The sequence below is a fragment of the Pseudoalteromonas sp. 4NS20-0020 genome (assembly GCF_057554385.1).
Genome location: NZ_BAAJMI010000002.1, coordinates 133,570 through 159,546, shown reverse-complemented (window position 1 = coordinate 159,546; position 25,977 = coordinate 133,570). Strand labels below are relative to the sequence as shown.

Below are 25,977 nucleotides of genomic sequence, written 5' to 3'. Positions count from 1 at the left end.
TTATAGGCGTAGATATTTTTATAAAATAACTTTTATGGTAATGTAATTGGATAATTAATGGTTAACCAATACTTAATAGAGATTGAAAATGCTAGATATAAACGTCTCTCAAGGCTACAACCTGCTTGAGTTTTTGATTACTAAAAGTATATGGATGAGGTTTAGCCAAAATTTAACTAACCCTACGTTTTTCAAAAAAGCACACGTATCAAGTTAGTAAGGGCTTAATATGACTAATAACATGCAATTTAAAGCAAGTTACCTATCTGTGTTGGTTAAACAGCTTGTTGTTGTGTTTTTTTTACTCGCCGCCTTTCAAAGTATTGCTTATTCAAACACCTCCGCTGCCCCTGAGCTCAGTCAGCAAGACGTACGCGCGCTGATTAAAAGTGTAAGAACAGATAAACTTGATTACCTGCAAAACAAAAAACAAATCACTCAAGCTTACGAGCAAAGTAAATTAAAACAGAATGGCGCTTTGCATTTAGAAGCTGCAGCCATTTATGCAGAACTGCTTTTTAGGGAAGAAAAGTACGAAAAATTAGATAAACACCTCACTGTTTACTTATCAAATCAGCAATTATCTAAACAACCTGACGTATTACTGCTATTTTTGGAGTCACAATTAAAACTGCTTAGCCTACAAAAAGAACTCCAAAAGGCAAACGATGTTGTTAATCAACTAAAAACGCGATTTTCTCAATCTACACCGGCTGAAAAAATCATTATTTTAAGAGCCTTTGCATACTTTTATACCGAAACAGATGAACTGAAAAAAACCTTGAGCGTAGCACTTGATGGATTAGAACTGGCGATGCAAAACAACGATATTGCATCGCAAGGCTATTTTTACAGGAAGATAGCCGATGCGTATAATTATTTAGAAAACAAAGAAAAAGCAATAACATACGCTAAAAAAGCGCTGATCGCATATCAGCAAACTCAAGATGGCTTATATACAGCTAAAGCTTACTGGAGCTTGGGCAATGTATTACTTGAAATAAATAAACCAAACGAATCCCTCATTTATCTAGACAAAGCACTCTCTTACTTTGAATCTGTTAACATGCAAAAAGGACTGTCTTTTGCTCAGTATTCAATTGCTAATATTTTATACAAACAAGAAAACTACGAAGATGCGCTCGCCTTAGCCACAAAAAATATTGAGGTTGCCCACCTAGCCGGAATAGGTGATATGAAACTCGCATCGATGATATTGATGCTAGATATTTATAAAAAACAAGGTTTACTTGAAAAAGCCGATAAAATGAACGATGAAGTATTTTCGATGATCGATGATTTTAGCCGCAGCATTTATAAAGCCGATTACCTTCAAAAGCGATACCAGTTAAAACGAAGCCTCAACAAAACAGACGATGCATTTGACGCAATGGAGCAAATGCTTACATTTATGAAAAAGCATTACGAAGCCACCAGCGAAACAAACATTAAAACACTGCAAATAAAATTTGAAGTAAAAGAAAAAGAAGAAAAAATACTCCAACTAGAATACGACAAAAACATTAACGAATTACTCGCCAAAGAAGAGTATCAACAAAAAATAATTTGGCGGTTAAGCGCAACAATTGCGTTTATTTTAGTTATTGTGTCGTTATTACTTATTTATAAACAAGTACTACAACGTAAAAAATATTATAACATTGCGCTGACTGACTACTTAACTAGCAGTTTAAATCGACGCGGTATTATGCAAAAAGCGGCTCAAAAACTTAAGCAAAGCAATGCTACAATTGCCATTGTCGATTTAGATTTGTTTAAGCACATTAACGATACTTACGGCCACGATGTGGGTGACTCCGTTCTTAAAGCTTTTGCTCGTGCAGCAAAAAATACACTTGCTGGTGACGACCAATTTGGCCGCTATGGTGGTGAGGAATGGTTATTTATTTTAAACACCGTTGATAAACAAAGCGTTAAAACAACGTTCGATTCTATTGCCAATACACTGATAGATATTTGTAGCGAAATAGAAGGCTTAAATAATACTGAAACCATTACGTTTAGCGCAGGTGCAGCAATTAGCTCCTCCTCTAACCGCTCACTTGAAAAACTGATCATACATGCTGATGAGCTTCTTTATAAAGCCAAACAAAGTGGCCGCAATCAGGTTAATGTTGAGCAGCCCTAGGCGTATTAAAGCTTAACAAACACATACCCCCCAAATATGTTTTTAACAAGCTAATTGTAAATAGCTGCACGTGAAGTATTAGCTCGTATTAAAAGTAAGAAATTATTTCACCCTCTCGTCTGTAAAAAATACACAAACAATCCAAAAACATAGCCTAAAACCTATAAAATCATTACTTTCAACAACTTAAAATCTGGCACTGCGTTTGCTTAATAGTTATTAAGCAACGTAATTGATTAGGATGATTTATGAATATTTTTGAAGCACTACGTAATGATCATGACAAACAACGCAAACTAGTTGACGCGCTTATTCAAACCAAGGGCGACACAAAAAAACGTCATAGCTTAATGGATGAACTAAAAACAGAGCTAGAAGAACATGCAAAATTTGAAGAGCGCTACTTTTATAATCCATTAATTTGTGAAGATCTAACGCAAGAAAAAGCACGCCACAGTGTTGCAGAGCATCATGAAATTGATGAACTAATTGAACAACTTGAAGACACCGAAATGAGCTCATCAGCATGGTTAGTAGAAGCTAAAAAACTACACCATTTAGTGCACCATCACTTAGATGAAGAAGAGCATGAAGTATTTCAACTAGCCGGTAAAGCGCTGTCTGAAGGGCAAAAAGAGCGCTTAGGTGACAAATACAACGACGCAATGCATTAATCGTACAAGTAAGAATTCATACACCTCCCTGTGTACTTTTGGTTATAAGCTAATTGGCTTATAACCATTTTTTTGTCTGGCTGTTTTATTTAACAGTATATTTTACGTCTTGATCCCGTAATAAATAAAGTGCAAAACACGCTGCCCACATTGGCCACGCAGTAAAAAATAATAAGTTATTAAAGCCATCAATGTACTGATTGTAAGATGAAAGCGTTGATAGGCCGTGCATTATGAAAATAATACCGTAAGTAATACGTTTTTTAATACCTGCTAAAAACGCTAAAACAAGAACTAGCTGCACCGCACCAATAATGTAAGCCACCATATCTGTAGAGCCACTAATCCCATAAAAATGCTCAAAAATACGTGCGCTATGTCCAGGGTTAACAAACTTATCGAATGTCCACATAACCATTACAATAAACACACCTACACGCAAAGATAAAAGTGACCACTGCAAACGATTTTGAACATCACTACTTAAAGAACCCGTCATAAAATTTCCTTTAAAAATATATAAATAAACCAAGAACAGAACAAGACCGTATAAGGTATGATTAATTTCAAACTATTTAGATTTAATCCAAGTAGGTATTCAACAACATTTAAAGCTTAAGACTATAATAAGAATAATTTGCACGCATCCATTCTAAAAATTAAAAAAGTTATACTTTAATTGAAAGATATTTTTATTCCTTTCGGTCTTTATCGCCAATAACTAATTACACTAGAGAGACAACCCTTGAAACACGCATACTTAGCACTATCGTTAGCCACCATATTAAACACTCCCCTTGTTGCTTTTGCAGCTGAAAAAACGCAAGTAAAAGATTCGATTGAACACATAGAGGTGGCTGGTCAAGTTATAAAGTCTCAAGGTCTTTCTGTTAAAAATGAAACAATTGACGGTCCTTTTGGTGATAACTTAGCACTTCAAGACATAGCACGCTCAGTTACGCCTATTTCAAGCGAACTTATAGAACAGCTTAACATTACTACTTTACAAGATGTATTAGCAGTAAGCCCAAACACATACTCTGCAAGTGGCTTTGGCGCGCCAAGTTTACCTACTATTCGCGGTCAATTGGGTGAGCTTTTTCAAGATGGTACACGTCGTCAAGCAGGTAACAATGGGTTTGGCGTGCCGTTATCGTTCAATTCTGTCGAACAAATAGATGTAGTAAAAGGCGCACCGCCGGTTTTGTTTGGTTCAAGCCAACGCAACGGTGGGTTTGTTAACTTACAGTCAAAAGTAGCGTCAACGGACGAAAGTAAAGGCAAAGCGAGTTTATCGGCCGGTCGTTGGGACCAATACAGTGCGCAAATAGATTACACTGCGCCAATTATTAAAAACAAAGTTGGGTTTAGAGTAAGCTATGAACATCTTGACCATGGCAGCTACTACGATTATTCAGGTACTAAAAGCGACAGTTTATTTGCAGCACTACGCATTTTGCCAGACGATAAAAGCACTTGGGATATTAACTTTGAGCTATACCAAGTCGAATTTACCGACAACGCCGGTATTAACCGCCCTACCCAAGCTTTAATTGATGATGGCCTTTATATTACTGGCCAAGGCGTGCAAGCAAATGGCAGTACAGTACCGGCGGCGGGTTCGATTGTGTCGCCTACTGGGCAAGTAAACATTGATCGCAGCACTGTACTTACTGACCCTGATAACCAAAACGAAGCTACAACCTATTTAATTCACAGTATTTACAAACGTGAGCTAAGTGCAAATGCCTCACTTAAAAACATCACCTACTTTCAACATTTACAGCGTGAAGAGATTGCCCAAAATAGCTTTGTTGAAATTATTGACGGCGCCGACACGGCGCAAAATCGAACAGAACTAACGTATAGTTGGAACGACGAACAACAAACTATTTTTGCTTTTGACGTACGCTATAACAAAGTGCTTGGCTACAGCCAGTTCACCACAGAGGCCGACTTACCTATTGATTTAACTGGCCCATTATCAAATCGCCGCATTCCTTTAACAGACGCACAAAAGGCACGTTTGGTTGAGCTTCGCCCGGGTGTGTTCGTATCACCTGGTGCACAGTACGATATAGATAACGACGGTAGCGGCGACTTCAACCTATCAGACACCACTGACTCTCGTTCATGGCAAACAGGTTTTGCTATTCAGCAAGACTCAGATTGGACAGATAAACTTCATACAAGCCTAGGTTACCGGGTAGATTATTATGATGTCGAAGCACGTGATCCTATCGCACCACAAGGCCAAACTGCAGCAAGTGATAGCATTAATGACACACTTCAGTCAGGTCAGATAAGCTTTAATTACAAACTAAACGCTGATTTCACAGGCTACGGTGCTGCAAGTTATAACGAGGCCACATCAAATAGTATGGCTGGCGGTAATGTGCTGGGTGGCGGCAACGTGATTAGTGCACAAAACTTTGCAACAGAAAACACACTCGTAGAATTTGGTTTAAAATACGCCCCAATCGACAGTGATTGGTATGCCGATGGCGCTGTATTTAGTCAACGCCGCAGCTTGCGCAATCGCGATGGCAGCAATACGGGTATTCGTACCACGGGCTTTGAAAGCCAAGTATTTTACGATGCTTACCCTTATTGGCTAAGTGCGGGCTACAGCTACATAGATGCCCGCTATGACAACTCTGCAAGCAGCCAAGATTCAGCCCAAGTCGCTGATGCGTTTGATAATTCACGCCCAGACATTATTGCTGGTACGGGCGTTGGCGCGCCAAGCTTTACACCATTTGCACCGTCAAACAGTCAAGTACAAGGTATTCCAGAGCAATCGTTTAGTTTTAATGGTAATTATTCAATTACCTCGAAATGGCAAACTGGTTTTTCAGGTCTATATACAAAGAGTTACCCATTAGACTTTTTACAAACAGTTAAAATTCGTGATCAGTACACGCTAAACGTAAATACTAGCTATGCATTTACGCCTAGTACTAAGTTACGTTTAGATGTAAATAACATCACAAACCAAAAAAATTGGCGTCCTGTTTTTGAAGGCGGCTACTTTGGCGCAACCTTGGCATTCCCTGAATTGCCAATAAATGCCAAGCTGACTCTGACCCATAAGTTTTAAAATTTATGAATATTTAGCTTTAAAGGTTAAATGTACATAAATTTGCTTCTTATAAAACGAGGTAAAGCCTATGTGGTGTGGTCATCCCTCATAGGCGTTTTAAAGTAAAATTACTGCTAAACAGGCGCAGCCCAAAGGATTTACCTAGTGCAATCCAAAAAGGGTAATAGGCCCTAATTAAGAGAGAGAACATGATAAAAAAATTATTATTAATAGTGATTGCCGCCGCTGCTATTGGCGCGTTCTTTCATTTTAATTTACACCAGTTACTAACACTTGATGGCTTAAAAGGGTCAATGGATCAATTTGATCAGTACAAAGCAGAGTCGCCGCTGCTTGTTATTGGCGGCTTCTTTTTACTTTATGTAGTAGTAACGGCTCTCTCTTTACCGGGTGCGGCTATATTAACACTGGCCGCAGGTGCATTATTTGGCTTAGTTGAAGGCTTATTGGTTGCCTCGTTTGCCTCTACGGTAGGTGCTACGCTTGCCTTTTTAGTATCGCGTTATTTACTGCGCGATACAATTAAACAACGTTTTCCTGAGCGCTTAGACGCTATTGACGCAGGCGTTGAAAAAGAAGGTGGGTTTTACTTATTTACCCTTAGGTTAGTACCCGTATTCCCGTTCTTTTTAATTAACTTACTAATGGGTGTTACTGCAATTAAATCGTGGACCTTCTACTGGGTAAGTCAGGTAGGTATGCTCGCAGGTACTTTTGTATTTGTAAACGCGGGTACGCAACTTGCGCAAATCGAGAGCTTATCAGGCATTTTATCGCTCGATCTTATTTTATCGTTCGCTTTATTGGGTGTGTTCCCTTTTATTGCTAAAGGAATCCTAAACGTGTTTAAAAAACGTCGCGTATACAAAAATTACACTAAACCTAAAAAGTTCGACCGTAACATGATTGTTATTGGCGCAGGTGCTGGCGGCTTAGTGACAAGCTATATTGCAGCTGCGGTTAAAGCCAAAGTAACCCTAATTGAAGCCGGCGAAATGGGCGGCGACTGTTTAAACTACGGCTGTGTACCAAGTAAAGCCGTTATTAAAAGCGCTAAAATTGCCGAGCAAATTCGCCACGGTGAACACTACGGCCTTGAAAACGCCACACCGCAGTTTTCGTTTAAAAAAGTAATGGCACGAGTACACCAAGTAATTGCCGACGTAGCACCACACGACAGCGTTGAACGTTACACAAACCTTGGTGTAGATGTTGTAAAAGGCTACGGTAAATTATTAGACCCGTGGACTGTAGAAATTAAGCTTAACGATGGCGGCACACAAACATTAACAGCCCGTACTATTGTTATTGCCACTGGCGCACGCCCATTTGTACCGCCACTTCCTGGTATTGAAGAAACTGGCTATGTAACAAGCGATACATTATGGACTAAATTTGCTGAGCTTGAAGAAGCCCCTAAAAAGCTTGTTGTACTTGGCGGTGGTCCAATTGGGTGCGAACTTGCACAAAGCTTTGCACGCTTAGGCTCAAATGTTACGCAAATTGAGATGAGCGAACGCATCATGATCAAAGAGGACTTAGAGGTGTCTACCTTTGCACATGAAGCGCTAACCGAAAGCGGCGTAAACATTTTAACCTCGCATCAGGCACTACGCTGTGAAGAGCGCGATGGCAAAAAGTTCATTGTGGTAAAACATAATGATACCGAAATCGATATTGAATACGATGAGCTACTATGTGCTGTGGGCCGAAGCGCTCGCCTTAAAGGTTACGGCCTTGAAGAACTCGGTATTGAAACTAATCGTACTGTAGTCACTAACGAATACCTTGAAACGCTTTACCCTAACATTTTTGCCGCTGGCGATATTGTAGGTCCGTATCAGTTTACGCACGTAGCCGCTCATCAGGGTTGGTACGCCGCAGTAAATGGCTTATTTGGTAATCTTAAAAAGTTTAAAGTCGATTACCGTGTTATTCCGTGGACTACGTTTATTGACCCAGAAGTAGCACGTGTTGGCTTAAACGAGCAAGACGCTATTGATAAAGGCATTGACTATGAAATCACTCGCTTTGAATTTGAAGAGCTAGACCGCGCCATTACCGACAGCGCCACCAAAGGCTTTATTAAAGTAATTACACCCAAAGGCAAAGACAAAATACTGGGTGTTACAGTGGTATCTGAGCACGCTGGCGATTTAATAGCTGAGTTTGTACTAGCAATGAAACACGGTTTAGGCCTTAACAAAATACTAGGCACTATTCACAGCTACCCTACTTGGGCTGAAGGTAACAAGTACGCAGCAGGCGAGTGGAAACGCGCTCATGCACCTGAGAAAGTACTTAACATGCTTGAAAAATACCACACATGGCGCAGAGGCTAATATGTTTAAAACACCTTTAAAAGCGCTATTGTTAGGGTCTGCTTTGCTTGCAACATCGTTTGCAAGCAAAGCTCAAAATATGCACGAGGGCTGGAATACATTATTAAACAACCATGTTGTAGCTATTAATCATGGCCACAGCACAGAGGTTGATTACGCAGCAATAAAAGCTAAGCACAGCGAGCTTAAAACCTATTTAGATTCGCTATCGGCTGTTACGCAAAATGAGTTTGATACATGGGAAAAACCTAAGCAGCTGGCGTTTTTAATTAACGCATATAACGCCTTTACTGTTGAGCTTATATTAACAAAATACCCAGATCTTAAATCAATTAAAGATTTAGGCAGCTTTTTTAGCTCACCATGGAGCAAAGAGTTTGTGCCATTACTTGGTAAAACTCGCAGCCTTGATGATATTGAGCATGGTTTAATACGTGGCAGTGGTAAATACAACGACCCACGTATTCACTTTGCTGTAAATTGCGCAAGTATTGGCTGCCCAGCACTACGTGAAGAAGCCTACACAGCCACTGATTTAGAAAGCCAATTGCAAGCGCAAACGGTGCGTTTTTTATCAGACATGACCCGCAATATAGCGCAAGATAACACGCTAAATGTGTCTTCAATATTTAAGTGGTACGGCGATGATTTTGAACAAGGCTTTAAAGGTGCCAATACACTGCAGCAGTTTTTTATGCAATACCCTAAAGCACTAAAACTGATACCCGCTCAGCAAAAAGCGCTTAAAAATAACGACATGAAAGTTAAGTTTTTAGACTACAACTGGGATTTAAATGCTCGCCAATAAATGTTGGCAAACATTATCGCGATACAGCTTATGCTGTGTCGCGTTTTGCATTTGCCTTGTTATTAGCTTTAAAAGCCTAGCAAGTACACAATTACAAAGCCGTTGGCAGCAAGTTGAAAGCTTAGGCAAAGACCAAAGCGTATATTTTTATGCGTGGGGCGGCGATGCGCAAATAAATGCTTATATTCAATGGGCTGCGCAGCAAGTAAAAATCAAATACAACATAAACTTAGTACATGTAAAGCTAAGTGATACCAGCGAAGCCGTAAGCCGCGTACTTGCCGAAAAATCAGCAAACAATAACGATAAAGGCAGCGTAGATTTAATTTGGATAAACGGTGCTAACTTTGCCACTATGAGTGAGCACTCATTATTACTTAAACAATGGGCTAATAAGTTGCCTAATTTTAGCTACACCGACCCTAGCAATAACCCTGCTGTTAATTTTGATTTTGGAATACCCACTAATGGAATGGAAGCACCTTGGGGTCAAGCTTCACTCACCTTTTACTACGACAGTTTAGCAATTGACGGCACTGCAAATAACACACTACCAACAACCTTAAACCAGTTACTTAACTGGAGCGCACAAAACCCAGGGCGCTTTAGCTACCCAAAGCCGCCTGACTTTTTAGGCATGAGCTTTTTAAAATACGCGCTTGTTATGCTACATCAACAAAGCGATGACACACTTAAAGCACAGTTAAATCAGCCAGCTACTGCACAAAACACAACCCAAGTATTAAACCCGTTATGGTTTTTTTTAAATAAACTGCACCCAACACTTTGGCGCGGCGGTAAACACTTTATGCAAAGTGGTGCACAAATGCGCCGCTTAGTAGGCGACACAGAGCTAAGCATAGCGTTTACGTTTTCAGCACCCGAAGTGCCCGCAGCCGTTAAACGTTATGATTTACCTAAAAGTATTCGCAGTTATGCAATGCGAGATGGCAGTTTAAGTAACACTCACTTTGTAGCCATACCTTATAATGCAAGCCACCAGCAAAGTGCGCAGTTAGTGGCTAATTTTTTATTAAGTCCAGAGGCGCAAGCTCAAAAACAAAAAGCGCCTATATGGGGCGATAAAAGCGTACTTATTCAGTCAACGCTAACACCACAGCAACAAGCCTTATTTAAAACAACGCAACCGCATCCAAGTGCCCTGCCTTTAAATAGTATTAAACGCACGCTAAGTGAGCCTCACCCAAGCTGGGTAAATGCTATTTTGCAAGGTTGGCAAGCGCGTTTTGGAGTAAGCCAATGAGTGTTGTTTCAAATAAGTTAGCAGCAAGCCCAACGCTTAAACCACATAAAAGCGCCGATATGTTTAGTAAATTAGTTATATTAAGCCCACGCTTTTTACTGGCATTGCTTATTTTACCTGTAATAGGCGGCCTAATTAGCGTGCTATTGCCCGCTTTTGGTTATGCGCCGGTACTTGAACACACAACACTTGGCCTACATGGCTTTACTATGCTTATGCAAACACCCGGCCTAACACACATGGTTATGCTAAGTGTTGGCAGCGGATTAATAAGTACCTTACTAGCCTTTACCATTACATTAATGATTTTAGCGGCATTTTTTAATAGCCCGTGGCTTAATCGTATTCAGCGTTTACTCAGCCCGATACTGGTAATTCCCCACGCAGCAGCTGCTATTGCGGTTGGTTTTTTAATTGCTCCTTCGGGCATGATCTCGCGTTTAGTATCGCCTTGGTTTAGTGGATGGGAACTTGCGCCTAACGGCATGTTTCCGCATGACTCGTTTGGTATTAGTATAATTTTAGGCTTAACCCTTAAAGAGCTGCCTTTTTTACTGTTAATGGCGCTAGGTGTGCTTGCCCAACCTGAGCTTGGCAAAAAACTGCGCCAACAACATAAAGTAGCGCTTAATTTAGGCTACTGCCCTATGACTGCTTTTTTTAAAGTAGTATTACCAAGCCTTTACCCATTACTGCGCCTACCCATTTTAGCCGTATTGGCTTATGCCAGCGCAAGTGTAGAAATGCCACTTATTCTAGGACCAAATACACCACCCACCTTGGCAGTCGCTATTATGCACTGGTTTAACGATGTAGATTTAAACCTGCGTATTAAAGCCTCTGCAGGGGCATTATTGCAGCTTGTACTTACTGGTAGTTTACTAGCTCTTTGGCTTGGAGGCGAAAAAACCATAAAAGCATTATTTAGTGATTTACTCACCAATGGCGAGCGAGAATATGGCGGTGTTTATTGGCAAAAAATAACGACCGTATTAACAGTATTTGTAATTGGCTTTATTTTGCTTTCATTAATTGGCTTAATTATGTGGTCGGTTGCCGGATTTTGGCGTTTTCCGGCGGCACTGCCCGATCAGCTCACGCTACTTCACTTTAAAAGTGCGCTAATGCAAATGCAAAGCCCGCTTTATAATACCCTTGCTATAGGGCTAGTTACTACGTTATTTGCCATTATTATTACCCTTTTGTGCTTAGAGTCAGAGCAGTTAAGTGCAAAACCTATGTCGCGCTTTACCAGCTTAATTATTTATTTACCGTTGCTTGTACCAAGTATTGCGTTTTTATTTGGCCTAGTGTGGCTGCAACAACTAGTAAATAACCAAGCCGCGTTTTTTAATGTGGTATTTACCCATTTATTGTTTGTACTGCCGTATGTGTTTTTATCGCTTGCGAGCAGTTATAGGCGATTAGACCCTCGCTTTGCTCATGTAGCAGCAAGCCTTGGCGCAACACCCTGCAAAGTGTTTTTACACGTAAAGTTACCCCAGTTATTTGCCCCTATTTTAATTGCGGCCGCACTTGGTTTGGCCATTAGCTTTGGCCAATACTTACCTACACTTTTAGCCGGTGGTGGGCGCATTGCAACTATAACAACCGAAGCGGTTACCCTTGCTAATGGCGCAAGTAGGCGCACCAGTGCTGTGTATGCCATTATGCAAATGGCATTACCACTCATTGGCTTTATACTGGCGTGGGTTTTACCTAAGTACTTTTTTAAAAGCGCACATCGCTAACCTATAAATTAAAAGGTTTTTAATGCAGTCATCTTTAGAGATTAAAAATTGTGAGCTTTATCGTCAACACGAGCAATTACTAAGCTTAAACGAGCAGGTAAAAGGCGGCGAAATACTTACTATTATGGGGCCATCAGGCAGTGGTAAATCAAGTTTATTAAACTGGCTTACCGGCACATTACCCAACGGCTTTAGCGCAAATGGCGAAGTGTGGCTTAACGGTAAAAATATTAATAATTTACCCGCACATTTACGCCACATAGGTGTGCTTTATCAAGATGCGTTATTATTTTCGCATTTATCGGTAAGCGGTAACATTGCCTTTGCTATGCCTAAAGGCAATAAAAAACAGCGCCTTGAAAAAATAGAGCACGCCCTTGAACAAGTAGGATTAAAAGGCATGGCTAATCGCCACCCCGACAACCTCTCTGGTGGGCAACAAGCACGCGTAGCTTTACTGCGTATGCTATTAAGCGAGCCAAAAGCTATTTTGCTTGATGAGCCATTTAGCAAGCTCGATACCCAATTAAGAGTAGATACCCGCGAGCTGGTATTTAGCCAAATACGTGAGCATAAACTGCCCGCTATTATGGTAACCCACGATCATAGCGATGCAGAAGCCGCAAACGGCAAACTGATCACCTTAAATTTAGCCAAATAAACGCACAAAAAGCACAAGGCACTAAGCATGTTAGACAAATACATAACCCCGGTAATAAAGCCACTGTTAACCCCTGTTGTAGCGTTAATGCACAAGCGTGGTATAACGCCCGACCAACTTACTGTGGCAGGCTTTTTAATAGGCCTATTAGCTGTGCCATTAATTGCGTTTGAAATGTGGTACGCAGCGTTAACAGCTATTGCTTTAAATCGTATTTTAGATGGGCTCGATGGCGCATTGGCACGCCATGCAAATTTAAGTTCAAGCGCTGGCGGTTTTTTAGATATTACCCTCGATTTTTTATTTTACGCGGCAATTCCGCTTGGCTTTATTTTGGCAAACCCCGAGCAAAACGCCATTGCAGGTAGCATATTACTGGCTACTTTTATAGGTACAGGCTCAAGCTTTTTAGCCTTTGCCATAGCCGCCGAAAAATTTAAGCTCGAAAAACCTCAGTTTAAATACAAAAGTTTTTACTATTTAAATGGCTTAACCGAAGGCACAGAAACCATAGCGCTGTTTATTGCCTTTTGTATTTGGCCGCAGCACTTTGCAATAATGGCGAGTATTTTTGCCACTGCGTGCGCTATTACTATTTTTACACGTATACATGGTGGTTATAACACGCTAAAACTCCAAGAAGCTAATGAGGTTACACAAGCCAATGAGTAATGAAATTTGGTGGCGTTTAGGATTCTTTTTTAGCATTTTGGTAATTATGATGCTGCTAGAGTCGCGTATGCCTGCCCGTAAATCGCCGATAAAAAGTACCACCCGGTGGTTGGCCAATTTTGGACTGGTGTTTGCTTCATCACTAATTGCTCGCTTAAGTGTGCCAATAGGCTTAACTGCCGTAGCGCTTTATACCCAAGAGCACGGCATTGGTTTATTTAATCAAATAGCCACACCAAATAGTGTTGCTATTATTTTAAGTATATTACTGCTTGATATACTTATTTATTGGCAGCATCGGCTTTTTCATCAGGTGCCTATTTTGTGGCGTTTGCACCGTGTGCACCACGCCGATGCCCATGTAGATACCAGCACAGGTTTGCGTTTTCACCCTATCGAAATTGTACTCAGCATAGTTATAAAATTGATTGCCGTTACCGTTTTGGGTGTACCTGCTATTGCAGTATTAATATTTGAAATAGCACTTAATGGATTAGCGCTGTTTAACCACGCCAATATACGTTTGCCCAATGCCATAGAAAAACCACTTCGGCTCATATTAATGACCCAAATACTGCACCGTATTCATCATAGCCAGCGCGTGAGCGAAACCAATTCAAACTATGGATTTAGCGTTATTTGGTGGGATAAACTGTTTGGTAGTTACAAAAATGAAGCGCAAAAAGCCGATAACGACATAGATGTAGGCCTAAAAGAATACCCAAGCGAAAAGCAAAACGCGTCTCTTTGGGCTTTGTTAACCATGCCATTTCAAAAAAAGTAACAACTATCCTCTTAAAAAATAAAATCATTAAACAAAATTATGCAGTTTAATGATTTTAGAACTACTATTTATTCGTTAAACAGTAAATTAATTGTAAATAATTTAGACAAATATGTTGACCAAATCAAAACTGCACAATACTATTTGTAAGCGCTTACAATTACACACGCAAATGTAAGCGCTTACAGAAAGTATAAAAGCTATAAAATCAACTAAACTTAAACACATATTCTGACAATTATCAGTTGAACGGGGTTCAGTTATGAACATTGAAACAACACGCATTACACGCCTTCTGGCAGCTATTTCATTAGCGTCTTTGGCCGGCTGTGGTGGTGACGCTGCAACAACAAACACAAATACAGAAGTCGTTAATTCTTCAGAGCCAGTCTCAGATTGGCGCATGGTATGGAATGACGAATTTGACGGCACTAGCATTGATACAAACAAATGGAACTTTGAATTAAACTGTGCTGGTGGTGGTAACAACGAAAAGCAATGTTATACCGATAACGAAGAAAATGCCTTTATCAAAGACGGCATGCTGAACATCGTCGCACTCCCTGCAGAAGAAGGCGCAGCTAAACCTTACACATCAGCCCGCTTAAATACCCGTTACAACGCAGACTTTACATACGGCCGCTTTGAAATGCGCGCAAAATTACCGTCTGGTCAGGGTAGCTGGCCTGCATTTTGGATGATGCCAACTGATGAAGAGTATGGCACTTGGCCACGTTCTGGTGAAATTGATATTTTAGAAGCTGTAAATCTAAAAGTAGCCGCTGAAGATGGCACTATTGAATCTTACGTGCACGGTACTCTTCATTACGGTCGTGAGTGGCCAAATAACTCTAGCTCAGGTAAAGCTTATTTGTTACCTGAAGATATGAACCCAGCTGATGATTTTCATACTTACGCTGTAGAGTGGCAAGAAGGTGAAATCCGCTGGTATGTAGATGATTACCTTTACGCTACACAACGTCGTTCTGAAGTTCGTTTTAATTCAAAAGACGAAGCTGTTGGCCTTAAACACAAAGGCTGGTTTGCAGAATACTTTGAACAAGGAAGCGGCGAACTTACAACACATTGGGATAACGCCCCTTTCGATAAAGATTTCTACCTTATATTAAACCATGCAGTGGGTGGCGATTGGCCTGAAAACGTTAACAACCTAGGTATTGATGCAGACGCATTTGCACAAGGCCAAAGCTTTGAAATTGATTACGTTCGAGTATACGAATGTGCATCAGACCCAAGCACAGGCAAAGGTTGTGAAACAGTTCGCCCAGGTTACGACAGCCTAGACGACGCACTTGTAGAAGGTGCAGCACCTGTACCTACCCCACCTAGCGACGGTGTAGCCCGAAACCTTGATGTATTTAACGGTAGCCTAGACGCTAACTGGATTGCATGGGATTGTTGTGGCGGCACTGTACCAGAGGTTATTACTGATGCAGACAAAGGTGACGCAGTTAAATTTAATATAAACGATAACAACGGAACTGTGCTTGGCTTCTCTACTCGCGGCGGTCACTTTCCAGACGACTTTACAGGAACATCGTCTCCATTTGATGCATCTCCATTACTTGAAGTAAACGGCCGTTTAACGTTTGACATGAAAGTGGTAACGCCTCCAACGTCGGATACTACATGGATACTTAAAGCAGAAGCAGGTGACGGTGGCCCAAATACAGGCGACGTACCATTAAGTGAAAGCAATGAAGGTGTAACACCTGTAACTGGTCAATGGCAAACATATACCTTTCCATTATCACTACTTCAAGAAAAAGGCCTAGATTTAAGCGCAATTGATGTGCTTATGGTATTCCCGGCATGGCAAACAGGTGAAGGTGCTGAGTACCTTATTACTAATGTAGCAATTGAAGGTGACTTGGGTGCTTCTCCTGAGGTTGTCTTATTCGACAACGGACAAAGTTTAGATTGGCCTATGTGGGATTGCTGTGGTGGTTCAACACCAGTTGAAGCATTAGACGACGAAGAACACGGTTTAACTGCAGAGTTTAGCATAGGTGAAGCACCTACAGTAATGGGCTTTAACACACGCACTTCTGCAGGCGGAAGCGGCACACCATTCGATGCGACTAGTATTTTAGAAAATGGCGTTCTGCAGTTTGAACTAAAAGTCATGTCAAACCCTAATAACCCTGACTCAACTTGGTTAATGAAAATTGAATCTAATGAGGGTGACTCAGCGGTAGAGCTTCCGTTAACAGACGCAGGTGACGCGCCAGTTGCAGGTGAATGGAAAACTTACACTTACACCTTAGCCGACCTAGCAGGTGCAGGTTTAGATGTTAGCGCGATAGATGTTGTTATGATTTTCCCAGCATGGGGAACGGGTGAAGGCGCAGTTTACCGTGTAGATAACGCTAAAATTTATGACCCAAGTGCAGCATCTACTGCAGGAAGTGAAATTACAATATTCCAAGATACTGCTGCTGAACAATGGAGCATATGGGATTGTTGTGGTGGTTCAACACCTACTGAAGAAACAGACGATAGCGATCACGGTACCGTTGCTGAATTTGTAATTGGCTCAGCGCCAACTGTTATGGGCTTTTTAGCCGATGAAGGTGTTTCTTTTGATGCCTCGTCTATCCTTGCAAATGGGGTTGTACAATTTGAAATGAAAATGGTGACTCCACCTAACGCAACAGACGCTCAATGGTTATTTAAAATTGAATCAACTGGCGCTGCGTCTGCAGTGGAGCTTCCTCTTGCAGAAAGTGTTGAAGGTCAAGTACCGGTTATTGGTCAATGGCAAACGTACACATTTACATTGCAATCACTTTTTGACGCCGGTTTAGACATCAGTGATATCAACGTGTTAATGGTTTTCCCAGCATGGAGTACGGGTGAAGGCGCGGTTTATCGTATCGATAACGTAATTATCGCAAACCCGTAGAACAACCATTGAATGGTAGGTGCCTTTAAATAGGCACCCACTAACTGTAATAAATTTAGAAAAGCAGAGCAATTATGAACACATTCACTTTTAAAAAGAGCCAGTTAGCAGCTTCTGTGTCACTTATCATCGCTGCAAGTACATTTAATTTAGCCTATGCAGCAGAAGAAAATACTGCTGAGCCTGAACTAGAAATCATTGAAGTAAAAGGTATTCGCGGATCATTAATCCGTTCAATGGATGTAAAACGAGATGCTTCTGGTGTAGTTGACGCCATCTCAGCTGAAGAAATGGGTAAGTTCCCAGATACAAACTTAGCAGAATCATTACAACGAATTACTGGCGTATCTGTCAGCCGCTCAAACGGTGAAGGTAGCCAAATTACTGTTCGTGGTTTTGGTCCATCGTTTAACTTGGTAACACTTAATGGTCGCCAAATGGCGGGAACAGGTTTTACACGCTCATTTAACTTTGAAAACTTATCATCAGAAGGTGTAAGTTCACTTGAAGTAATGAAAACTGCACGCGCTGATTCACCAACCGGTGGATTGGGTGCAACTGTAAATATTGTTACCGCAAAACCATTACAAAAGCCAGGTGAACGCTTTTCTTTTATGGCTAAAGGTATTCACGATACATCTGTAGAAGAAGGCGATAAAGTAACACCTGAAATTGCAGGTATCTACAGTAACACCTTTGATGACGAACGTTTTGGTGTGTCGGCTAACTTTTCATATCATCGTCGTGATTTTCAACGACAAGCAGCAAATGTTCGCTCTTGGTTAGTTAATCCAAATCTCTCGGTTGATGCAGCTAATATTGTTGATAACCGCCCAATGGATGCTGAAGGTAACCCGGCTCAGCAATTTTTTGACCCAAACGCTGGGGAAAATGGTGAATTTGTTTCAGCCGCTTTCTTTCCGCAAGAAGTTAGTTTTGCAAAAGATGACATTCAACGTGAGCGCTTAAATGCGCAAGCAACATTTCAGTTTGCGCCAACAGATAACCTAACCTTTACGCTTGATCATACGATTTCACAAGCAACGACCGGGAATAACTCATTGTCTTGGGGTATTTGGAACGGATCGTTTGGTGGTAATGCCAATGCTTATGAACTTGATGAAAATGGCACAGCTGTTTATTACAACTCTGCAGGTGACGATGCATCATTTACTGCATTTCGTGAAACATCAGAAGTAGATTCAAAAGCAACAGGTATTAACGTTGAGTGGTTAGCAACCGAAAACCTGAGCTTTAACTTTGATGCTCACACATCTAAAACAACGACCGATAATGGTAAAGATCCTGGCTTAGGCGCTAACGCACGAATCATTTTAGGCTCGGCAGACATTTCAACCAAAGAGTACTCTTTCCGTGAAGGTGACGTACCTGGTTTTAATGTAAATTGGAATAACGGCACGCAAGAAGTTGACCCAAACCAAATTGGCTCTAACTTTAGTATATTTACAAGAACACCCGGTGAATCAGAAGTATCTCAAGTACAACTAGACGGTAAACTATTTACTTACACTGACATTGGTTTAGAAACAGTAAAATTTGGTGCTGCATACACTAAGCAAACACTTAGTGGCTGGGGTGGCTCTAATAATGCCAATGCACCAGGCTTTAATAACGGTACATTTGCTGAGATATTCCCAGATAGTATGTTCGAGCGAGTTGATTTAAGTGGCTTTCTTGACGAGTTTTCATTTGGTCCTAACGGTGTAGCGCCAGGCTATGCTTACACTTATGATCTTGATGAAGCATTTGCTCGCCAAAGCGCTTTTTTAACTGAAGACGTAATAGGCAGTGATGTTTACCAAATAGGTACTTTTGATGGCTTCCCAACTAACAAAGTAGAAGAAGAAACAATCAGTGTTTACCTGTCTACAAATTGGGTATTTAACGTTAGCGACTACGACGTTTTTGTAAATTTAGGTCTTCGCTACGAAGAAACTGATATTGTAAGCCCAGCTAAAAGCCGTGTTGCTCAGCAAGTATATTGGGCAGGTGGTTCTGAATGGCTAACTGAATTTGCCAGTGGCGGCGAATTAGTTGAGGTTGATTACCAAGGTAATTACGATCTTCTTCTACCTATGATAGATGTAAAAGTCGACCTTTCTGATAACTTAGTGTCACGTGTATCTTGGGGCCAAACAATCACACGCCCTACCCTTGGCGATATGCTTGGTAACTTAAGCCTAACACCATCACCTAAGTTAAATTCAAGAAGCGGTAGCCGTGGTAACCCAAATTTACAACCGTTTAAATCAACAAACTTCGATCTTAGCCTTGAATATTACTACAGTGAAGGTAGCTACGCTGCAGTGGGTATGTTCTGGAAGGATGTAGATAATTGGATTGATAACACGCAAGTAACGACCACGTTTGAAGGCCTGCATGATGTTTATTTAGGTCAACGCTGGAATAATGCAGTAACCGCAATTGAAGGACGTGGCGAGCAGGCAACTGACTCTGCTATCTATAATGAGATTGTGGCAAATGGCGTAGGAATTGGCGAAAACAACCGTGTACTTCCTGACTCAGCAACTGATCCATTAATAGAGTGGACAATCAACTCACCAGAAAACGTAGGATCTCGTAAAGTAAATGGTGTTGAGTTTGCGATACAGCACTTATTCGGCGAGTCAGGTTTTGGCGCTGGTTTTAATGCCACTATTGTTGACGGTGATGTAGAGTACGACAACTATTACCTTGCATCTCAAGCTGTATTAGCTGGTCTGAGTGATTCTGCCAATCTACAAGGTTTTTACGAAAAAGATGGCTTATCAGTTAAAATTACTGGTGCATGGCGTGATGAATACCTAATTGCGCAAGGCCTACCGGATTCGGGTGCTACGGCTCCTCCACAATATGCTGAAGAATATTTACAGTGGGACATTAGCGTTAACTACGAAGTGAATGAAAGCACTACCGTATTCTTTGAAGGCGTTAATTTAACAAACGAGACAGAGCGTTCGTTCAGTCGTTTTGAAAGCCAGTTCTTAAGTGCTGCACAATACGGACCGCGTTATGCATTTGGTTTTAGATACTCAATGGGTAACTAAACTTAAATAAATACCAAATAAAAACCGCTCTAAGAGCGGTTTTTTATTTTTGAGCTATGGGATGCGCTTAATCTGGTCTAATAATATATTCGTTGTCCAATCAACGCCGTTATACGCAATATCTGGCTTGTAAAAATCACCTGCCCCTCGCGCTCTATTTACATATACTTTATTTGGCACTACAACTTTACCTAAGCCTGAAGGTAAATCGGCTAAACGTACCTCCATATATATCGAGTCAGCGCTACTGGGTGCACCAAACAACGTGGTATTTTCAAAAGCTTAAACTTATCAAGCGCATCTAAACAAGCACTAGCGTATTGCGGCGGCACTATAACAAACACCTTAGTTTTAAAGTCACTCACTAACGGCTCTTCTGGTACGTTATTTAGCGTATTAGTCTCTCGTTCTAAATAAAATGAATCACCACTTTTAAGTGATAAAGCCATGCCCGCAGCTACAGCTTTAAATATTTCGGGTTGCTCTTTTATTATGTCCAATAGAGACATTGCATGATACCAAACAGACTGCTGCAAATTTAACCTAAAGGTCAACAGACCCTAATCATTTAATGCTTGAGTAAATGAATCCATTCATCGGGGTTTGCTAAAATAAAATCATAAGTATCTTCATTTTCTAAAGTGATTGTTATTGCATCGCTTGTAAGTGGTAAAATGCCAGCACCTGTACCTACCGATTTTTCAATTTTTACGATTGCGCTGCGTGTTAAAGTATAAGGCCCTAAACCAGCACGTTCATTGTATGGCTCAAAACGTACCTCACCTTGCGTTATATAAAATTTACCATCGGCTTTTGCCACACCGCTTTGGTACGTAGCAGTAGATGATTTGAGTATTTTATTGTTCATTCGGCTTTCCTGCTGATTGATTAATTTACTTTTATAGGATGTATGCACCTTAATAAGTTATATAGTTTTGTGTTTTGAGGCAATTAATTTGTACCTAAAAAGTCAAATTCAATTAGTACTGCGAATCTCTAGCAAAGTATTAATGAATCTTGGTACAAACCTTGATACCTAAATAATAACAAAACGACTTACAGGTACGGGTTATGGCGAAATTTTTTGGAATTTATTGTGCATCTGGGCTAACTCAACATCATGATTTTATTATTAATAAATTTAAAGCTGAAGATGCTAAAGTAAACAGTGGCACAATAAACGAAGTACATGAACAGGCTCTTTACTTAGCTAGTTTAGATTATGAAACCTTTGGCCCACATGCTTTTTTGCAAACAGATTCGCATATTGCAACACTGGTTGGTCACCCACTTTTAAGCGCGAACCGAAATAATGATTTAAACACCCTAAACTCACATTATACCAATGCAATGCTTACAGAATGTGAAGGTGTTTTTTGTATGGCACGGTATAACAAGGTTACGAATGTATTAAACTTAGTTACCGATTCCCTTGGGGTTCGCCCTTTTTACTATATGTATTATGAAGGTGCTTTTATTTTTAGTACCCAATATAGCTTACTCAAAAACTTGGGCTTACCACTTACCTGTAATTACGAAGGAATGATGGAATATGCAACACTTGGGTATTACCTATTTGAGCATACCCATTACAACGAAATTTCGTGTATTCGCCCAGGAACTCGCCTAGAAGCATCATCTAACGGGGTTACTAAAACACAGTATTTTGACTGGAGCAGCCTTACTAAAAATAATGATAATTACGAAAAAACACTGCATAGCTTAAAGCAAGACCTATCTAACAATGTAAACAAATATATTGATAACGATAATCACGTGCTCACTACGCTATCGGGTGGATTAGACTCAAGGTTGATTGCGTGTTTACTTAAAAGACAAAATGTAAACATCACCGCCCTTAATTTTTCACAGCACCAAACACAAGACTTATACTGCGCAACAGCGTTCGCAAAAAGCCAGAAAATTGAGCTTGATGTTATTCGTGTTAACGATACGCAGGCAAAAACAATTGAAGACAGACTAGGCGAGCATTGGTTAAACGGCAAACATCCAGACCACCCTAAAGTAACACGTCCTCGTTTAGCATGGTCTGGCAATGGTGGAAGTGTTGGGCTGGGTGTTATTTACTACTCAGATGAAGTTTACGAAGCGGCTTTAACACAAGAACCTGAGCACCTTGCTGACGCTTACTTATCGCAACAATTTGCTTATATCCCCAAATCAATAATCCATAACGCTGATAAAATGCAAGCCAGACTAAAAGCTAATATCGTAACGTCATTAAAAGAGTTTGGAGATATTCCTCTTGAAAAAGCTTACTACCTGTTTTTATTACTTAACGATCAGCATCACCATTTAGCCATTCCATTCGATAAAGTGGACGAGTATCAAATGGATTTTTGCCTGCCCTTTTATTCCTGGAAAGTACTTCGACATGTTTTGTCGCAGCCAACGTCACAAGTAAGAAAGCATCGCTTTTATCATGATTTTTTACGCTATGCATTCCCCGAAGCACTAGATTCGCCTTGGCAAGCATACCCTGGCCATGTTCCATGTTTATTACCAAAAGAAGGTATTGATCAATGGCAAATTAAACGCCCCAAGCAGTTTAAACCCACTAAGGTGTACCATATTTTCACTCAGTTAATGACAAGCCAACATAAGCAGTTAGTTAACCTAGCCTCGTTTAGTGCGGTTGCGTTACTACATGCTTGTGGCATTAAAAGCTATAACGATAAGCTAAAGGTTATTGAAAATATGCTTAAGTGGTAACATTAAAACACCTTGCTGTAGGCCTCTACTCAAGGTGTTTTAAGCAAGCTGTTTTTATTTAGTTGGTGGGAACCATACGCTAACAATTTTTCCATTACGTACTTCATACACCGCAACAGCGAACATATCATCTCGGCCCTCACCAAGCCCAGTTAAGCGCTCATAATCAACAACCACAGGCCCATTCACAATTCGATTTTCAAGAATCACTTTAAATGATTTTGGCGCTGTTTTTAAAAACTGATACGCTTTGACTAAGCTTGCTTGCCCAATAATGTCAGGAGCGCCTTCTTGGCTATTTTTAATTTTTATATCTGCCGAGTGACAGCTTGCAAATAGCGCTATATTTCGTGCGTTATAAGCCTCTAGTTGCGCTTGCACTACTTGTTCAGGATCGGTACTTGCCGAGCACGCTGACGCATCACTCGCATAAAAGAGGCTAAATAACATTAGCATTGAGACAACTTTCATAACAATAAACATCCTTGAAAATAAACTAGGTAGTAAAAAAGCTAGTTGTGAAAATGACTACGAAAACTTAAAAAATACAACACTAGCAAGCAGCAAATATAACCTAAAGCAGATTGCAAAATAAAATTAAGTAAAATTACTTAAATACAAAAAAAGGAGAGCATACGCTCTCCTTTTTCAAACGGTCAAGGCCTATTGACCTCTAAAGCGACCTTTAATTGTCCCTGTAACAACATTAGGTATCATACCTGGAGAGTTTCTATTATATTGTATATAACAACCATTGCCCGCATCTGAACATGCCTGACCTTGTATTCTAGAAACAGTGCTTCTACCGTCATAATCCGTAGTCTTTAGTTTGGCAATCAAATCTTTAATTTCTGAATGGACGTCCAATAAAACAGGATCTAAACGCTCAATGTCTTGACTTACCTTTAAACCGTCAATGTTTATATTTTGCTGTTCAATTATTGCAACTAATTTATCTAATTTTTCTTGCGCACCTTCATGACCGCGAATAGCCAGCGTTTTATGCATTTTAGCTGACTGATACAAACTAGCTTCAGTACCTATACCATGTTCATAAAAAACAGCTAACAGCTCATAAGCTGGCAAATAAGTTGACTCTTTTGCCTTAATTAGCAGATCGAATGCTAATTTGTCTGAATTTTTATTATTTTCAGCAAACAACTGTTTCGCCTTGTCTACCAAAGCTGGCGGAAAACCTCTATCAACAACTCGGTTTAATAACTCATCAGCTCTTGCTACATCTTTATCAAAAATGTGCCCTGTTCTATACCAACGCGAAGCCTGATGGATAGCAAAAGGGTCTTTCCACTTAATAGCTCTTAACATAAACTTTCTGGCATATGCGTCGTCTTGGCTTACGCCTTCACCGTTTGCATAAGCAATGGCAAGTAAGCTAGCAGCTTCGCTACTACCGTTAATGGCAAAATTTCTGAGCTTTTTGAAATCCGATGTACATTCAGCAGTTTCACACAAAGGAAGTGCGTCTGTATCCTGGTCTGTATTTGCATAAGCCAAATTAGCTGATAAGGCCGACGCTATAATTAAAGGTAAAATTTTAGCTATTCTCATTGTTCTCTCCATGGTAATGATTTTGGTGTACCTGATTTAGATTACAACAGTTTGTTTAAAAATCAAGCTTATTATTACAAGAGCATACTGAAGTTATTTATAACCTAAAACCATAATATATAACCAAATTTCATCACATAGTTATAAATTAGTAACTTTTTTAACATTATTATCGGGTAAAAATAATTTAACCCGTTCATGTACTGGCGCCGCAAATATTATAAAAATACTTTTTTGCATAGGTATAAATTAATTGCGTTACTAATCGTTTTTAATTTAAATACAGCAATCTCATAACTAAAAAAATTAACGATAAAACCCAAATTTTTTATTATGTTAAACAGCTCAATATGTTAATTTGTGTAATGTAGTTTTACGGCAAAGAGTAGTTAATGAGTAAACAAATTCGATGGACCCTAAAAAGTATTGCCAAAGAGTTAGGTGTGTCTAATGCTACGGTATCTAATGCATTTAATCGACCAGATCAGCTCTCAGAAAAACGCCGAGAAGCGATACTCAAAGCCTGTAAAGAGCTTGGTTACTTTGGCCCAAATAAAGCAGCACAATCATTAAGAAGCGGTACATTTAACATTGTCGCTTTGGTGCTACCCGACAGCGTTGAATACATGGTATCAGACCCAGTTGCCAGCAGTTTTATGCGAGGCGTAACTTCTGTACTCGAAAAAAACAATATTAACGTTTTATTGTTCTCTGGTAGTAACAATAACCTCAATAGTGTTGTTGATTTTGTAGATGGTTTTATTTGCTACGGTCGCCCTCGTAACCACGCATTAGTAGAACAACTTAAAACTACGCCAAAACACGTCGTCACAGTAGATTTTGACATTAACCGCAATGCGTCGGTTAACATTAATAACGAACAAGCTAGCTACGAAATTGCCAAGCATGTTTTGCACAATATAAACGATAAAGTCGCCATTCTAGGGCTAAGACTTCTCGATGAAAACGTATTATGCCGCGTTTATGAACATCACGAGTTTCAAACCGGAGAGTCAATTTCTCATCAGCGTTTACGTGGCTATCAACGTGCATTAGTTGAGGCAAATATTAGTGTTGCTGACGACCGCATTTGGAACATACCTGAAAGCAGTGAGCGCTTTGCTAATATAGCTGCAAAAGAAGTATTATCAGCTTCACCTCGCCCTAACGTTATTATCTGTATGAGTGATTTAATTGCACTCGCCACAATGCGAGAGGCAATCAAGCAAGGTATAAAAATTGGAAAAGACCTACGTATTGTTGGATTTGATGGGATTGATGAAGCAGCACGGTTCGTGCCTAGGTTAAGTACTATTCATCAAAACAGTGAAGAAAAAGGCGTAATTGCTGCAAACTTATTTATTTCTAAAGAAAACAAAATACAAGAAGTCAGCTACGAACTCGACATTGGTGCCAGCAGTTAATAAAAAAGCCAAGCTAACTAGCTTGGCTTTTTGTTAAGCAAAACTCTAT

At 40.2% G+C, this 25,977-nt stretch carries 18 protein-coding genes and 1 pseudogene; 14 read left to right on the top strand and 5 right to left on the bottom strand.

Annotation, left to right across the window (positions count from 1 at the left end):
• The first annotated feature begins 229 nt into the window (after positions 1-229).
• Together AC27JL_RS04690 and AC27JL_RS04685 are read left to right on the top strand one after the other, a co-directional pair.
• A complete protein-coding gene (locus AC27JL_RS04690; protein WP_487194946.1) occupies positions 230-2,149 on the top strand; it encodes a tetratricopeptide repeat-containing diguanylate cyclase in 1,920 nt (639 codons plus the stop codon).
• 248 nt (positions 2,150-2,397) lie between these two features.
• Positions 2,398-2,823, top strand: coding sequence for a hemerythrin domain-containing protein (locus AC27JL_RS04685; protein WP_006792655.1), 426 nt, complete (start codon positions 2,398-2,400; stop codon positions 2,821-2,823).
• A gap of 85 nt (positions 2,824-2,908) precedes the next feature.
• Here the strand turns inward: AC27JL_RS04685 and AC27JL_RS04680 are convergent, their stop codons facing one another.
• Positions 2,909-3,322, bottom strand: coding sequence for a hypothetical protein (locus tag AC27JL_RS04680; protein ID WP_010556821.1), 414 nt, complete (start codon positions 3,320-3,322; stop codon positions 2,909-2,911).
• Between the two features lie 246 nt (positions 3,323-3,568).
• On the opposite strand from AC27JL_RS04680, the gene AC27JL_RS04675 reads away from it, so the two are divergent.
• The 10 genes from AC27JL_RS04675 to AC27JL_RS04630 all read left to right on the top strand — a co-directional run bounded on the left by AC27JL_RS04675 (position 3,569) and on the right by AC27JL_RS04630 (position 20,202).
• Complete coding sequence (locus AC27JL_RS04675) at positions 3,569-5,923, top strand: TonB-dependent receptor (RefSeq protein ID WP_487194945.1); 2,355 nt, start codon at positions 3,569-3,571, stop codon at positions 5,921-5,923.
• Between the two features lie 191 nt (positions 5,924-6,114).
• Positions 6,115-8,268 (top strand): FAD-dependent oxidoreductase, encoded by a 2,154-nt coding sequence (locus tag AC27JL_RS04670; RefSeq protein WP_487194944.1) that lies wholly within the window; start codon positions 6,115-6,117, stop codon positions 8,266-8,268.
• Position 8,269: 1 nt separating this feature from the next.
• A complete protein-coding gene (locus AC27JL_RS04665) occupies positions 8,270-9,076 on the top strand; it encodes a DUF547 domain-containing protein (protein ID WP_277054734.1) in 807 nt (268 codons plus the stop codon).
• Positions 9,063-10,340 (top strand): ABC transporter substrate-binding protein, encoded by a 1,278-nt coding sequence (locus AC27JL_RS04660; RefSeq protein WP_487194943.1) that lies wholly within the window; start codon positions 9,063-9,065, stop codon positions 10,338-10,340. The genes AC27JL_RS04665 and AC27JL_RS04660 overlap by 14 nt, the downstream gene beginning before the upstream one ends.
• Positions 10,337-12,091 carry an ABC transporter permease gene (locus tag AC27JL_RS04655; RefSeq protein WP_487194942.1) on the top strand — a complete coding sequence of 585 codons (1,755 nt, stop codon included), beginning with the start codon at positions 10,337-10,339 and terminating at the stop codon, positions 12,089-12,091. Before AC27JL_RS04660 ends, AC27JL_RS04655 begins: the two co-directional genes overlap by 4 nt.
• Positions 12,092-12,113: 22 nt before the next feature.
• Positions 12,114-12,752: an ATP-binding cassette domain-containing protein gene (locus AC27JL_RS04650; protein ID WP_256847984.1), complete on the top strand. Its 639-nt coding sequence runs from the start codon at positions 12,114-12,116 to the stop codon at positions 12,750-12,752.
• 27 nt (positions 12,753-12,779) lie between these two features.
• A complete protein-coding gene (locus AC27JL_RS04645) occupies positions 12,780-13,424 on the top strand; it encodes a CDP-alcohol phosphatidyltransferase family protein (protein WP_058429890.1) in 645 nt (214 codons plus the stop codon).
• Positions 13,417-14,208 carry a sterol desaturase family protein gene (locus tag AC27JL_RS04640; RefSeq protein WP_487194941.1) on the top strand — a complete coding sequence of 264 codons (792 nt, stop codon included), beginning with the start codon at positions 13,417-13,419 and terminating at the stop codon, positions 14,206-14,208. Before AC27JL_RS04645 ends, AC27JL_RS04640 begins: the two co-directional genes overlap by 8 nt.
• Before the next feature lie 262 nt (positions 14,209-14,470).
• On the top strand, positions 14,471-17,134 hold the full coding sequence (locus tag AC27JL_RS04635; RefSeq protein WP_006792645.1) for a glycoside hydrolase family 16 protein: 2,664 nt from the start codon (positions 14,471-14,473) through the stop codon (positions 17,132-17,134).
• A 74-nt stretch (positions 17,135-17,208) separates the two neighbouring features.
• Positions 17,209-20,202, top strand: a complete 2,994-nt coding sequence (locus AC27JL_RS04630) for a TonB-dependent receptor (protein WP_487194940.1) — start codon at positions 17,209-17,211, stop codon at positions 20,200-20,202.
• A gap of 54 nt (positions 20,203-20,256) precedes the next feature.
• Here AC27JL_RS04630 and AC27JL_RS04625 read toward each other — a convergent pair.
• Together AC27JL_RS04625 and AC27JL_RS04620 are read right to left on the bottom strand one after the other, a co-directional pair.
• A pseudogene (locus tag AC27JL_RS04625) lies at positions 20,257-20,717 on the bottom strand (S41 family peptidase); the annotation flags it as partial.
• A gap of 53 nt (positions 20,718-20,770) precedes the next feature.
• On the bottom strand, positions 20,771-21,070 hold the full coding sequence (locus AC27JL_RS04620) for a hypothetical protein (RefSeq protein WP_487194939.1): 300 nt from the start codon (positions 21,068-21,070) through the stop codon (positions 20,771-20,773).
• 203 nt (positions 21,071-21,273) lie between these two features.
• On the opposite strand from AC27JL_RS04620, the gene AC27JL_RS04615 reads away from it, so the two are divergent.
• A complete protein-coding gene (locus tag AC27JL_RS04615; protein WP_487194938.1) occupies positions 21,274-22,935 on the top strand; it encodes an asparagine synthase-related protein in 1,662 nt (553 codons plus the stop codon).
• Positions 22,936-22,989: 54 nt separating this feature from the next.
• On the opposite strand, the gene AC27JL_RS04610 is transcribed toward AC27JL_RS04615, so the two are convergent.
• Together AC27JL_RS04610 and AC27JL_RS04605 are read right to left on the bottom strand one after the other, a co-directional pair.
• Positions 22,990-23,406 (bottom strand): nuclear transport factor 2 family protein, encoded by a 417-nt coding sequence (locus AC27JL_RS04610; RefSeq protein WP_487194937.1) that lies wholly within the window; start codon positions 23,404-23,406, stop codon positions 22,990-22,992.
• A gap of 192 nt (positions 23,407-23,598) precedes the next feature.
• The gene (locus tag AC27JL_RS04605) at positions 23,599-24,504 is read right to left on the bottom strand and encodes a tetratricopeptide repeat protein (RefSeq protein ID WP_487194936.1); all 906 of its coding nucleotides are present in this window, start codon (positions 24,502-24,504) and stop codon (positions 23,599-23,601) included.
• Positions 24,505-24,896: 392 nt separating this feature from the next.
• Here AC27JL_RS04605 and AC27JL_RS04600 point away from each other — a divergent pair, with 392 nt between their 5' ends.
• Entirely contained in the window at positions 24,897-25,928 is a 1,032-nt protein-coding gene (locus AC27JL_RS04600; protein ID WP_008127790.1) for a LacI family DNA-binding transcriptional regulator, read from the top strand.
• Positions 25,929-25,977: the final 49 nt, after the last annotated feature.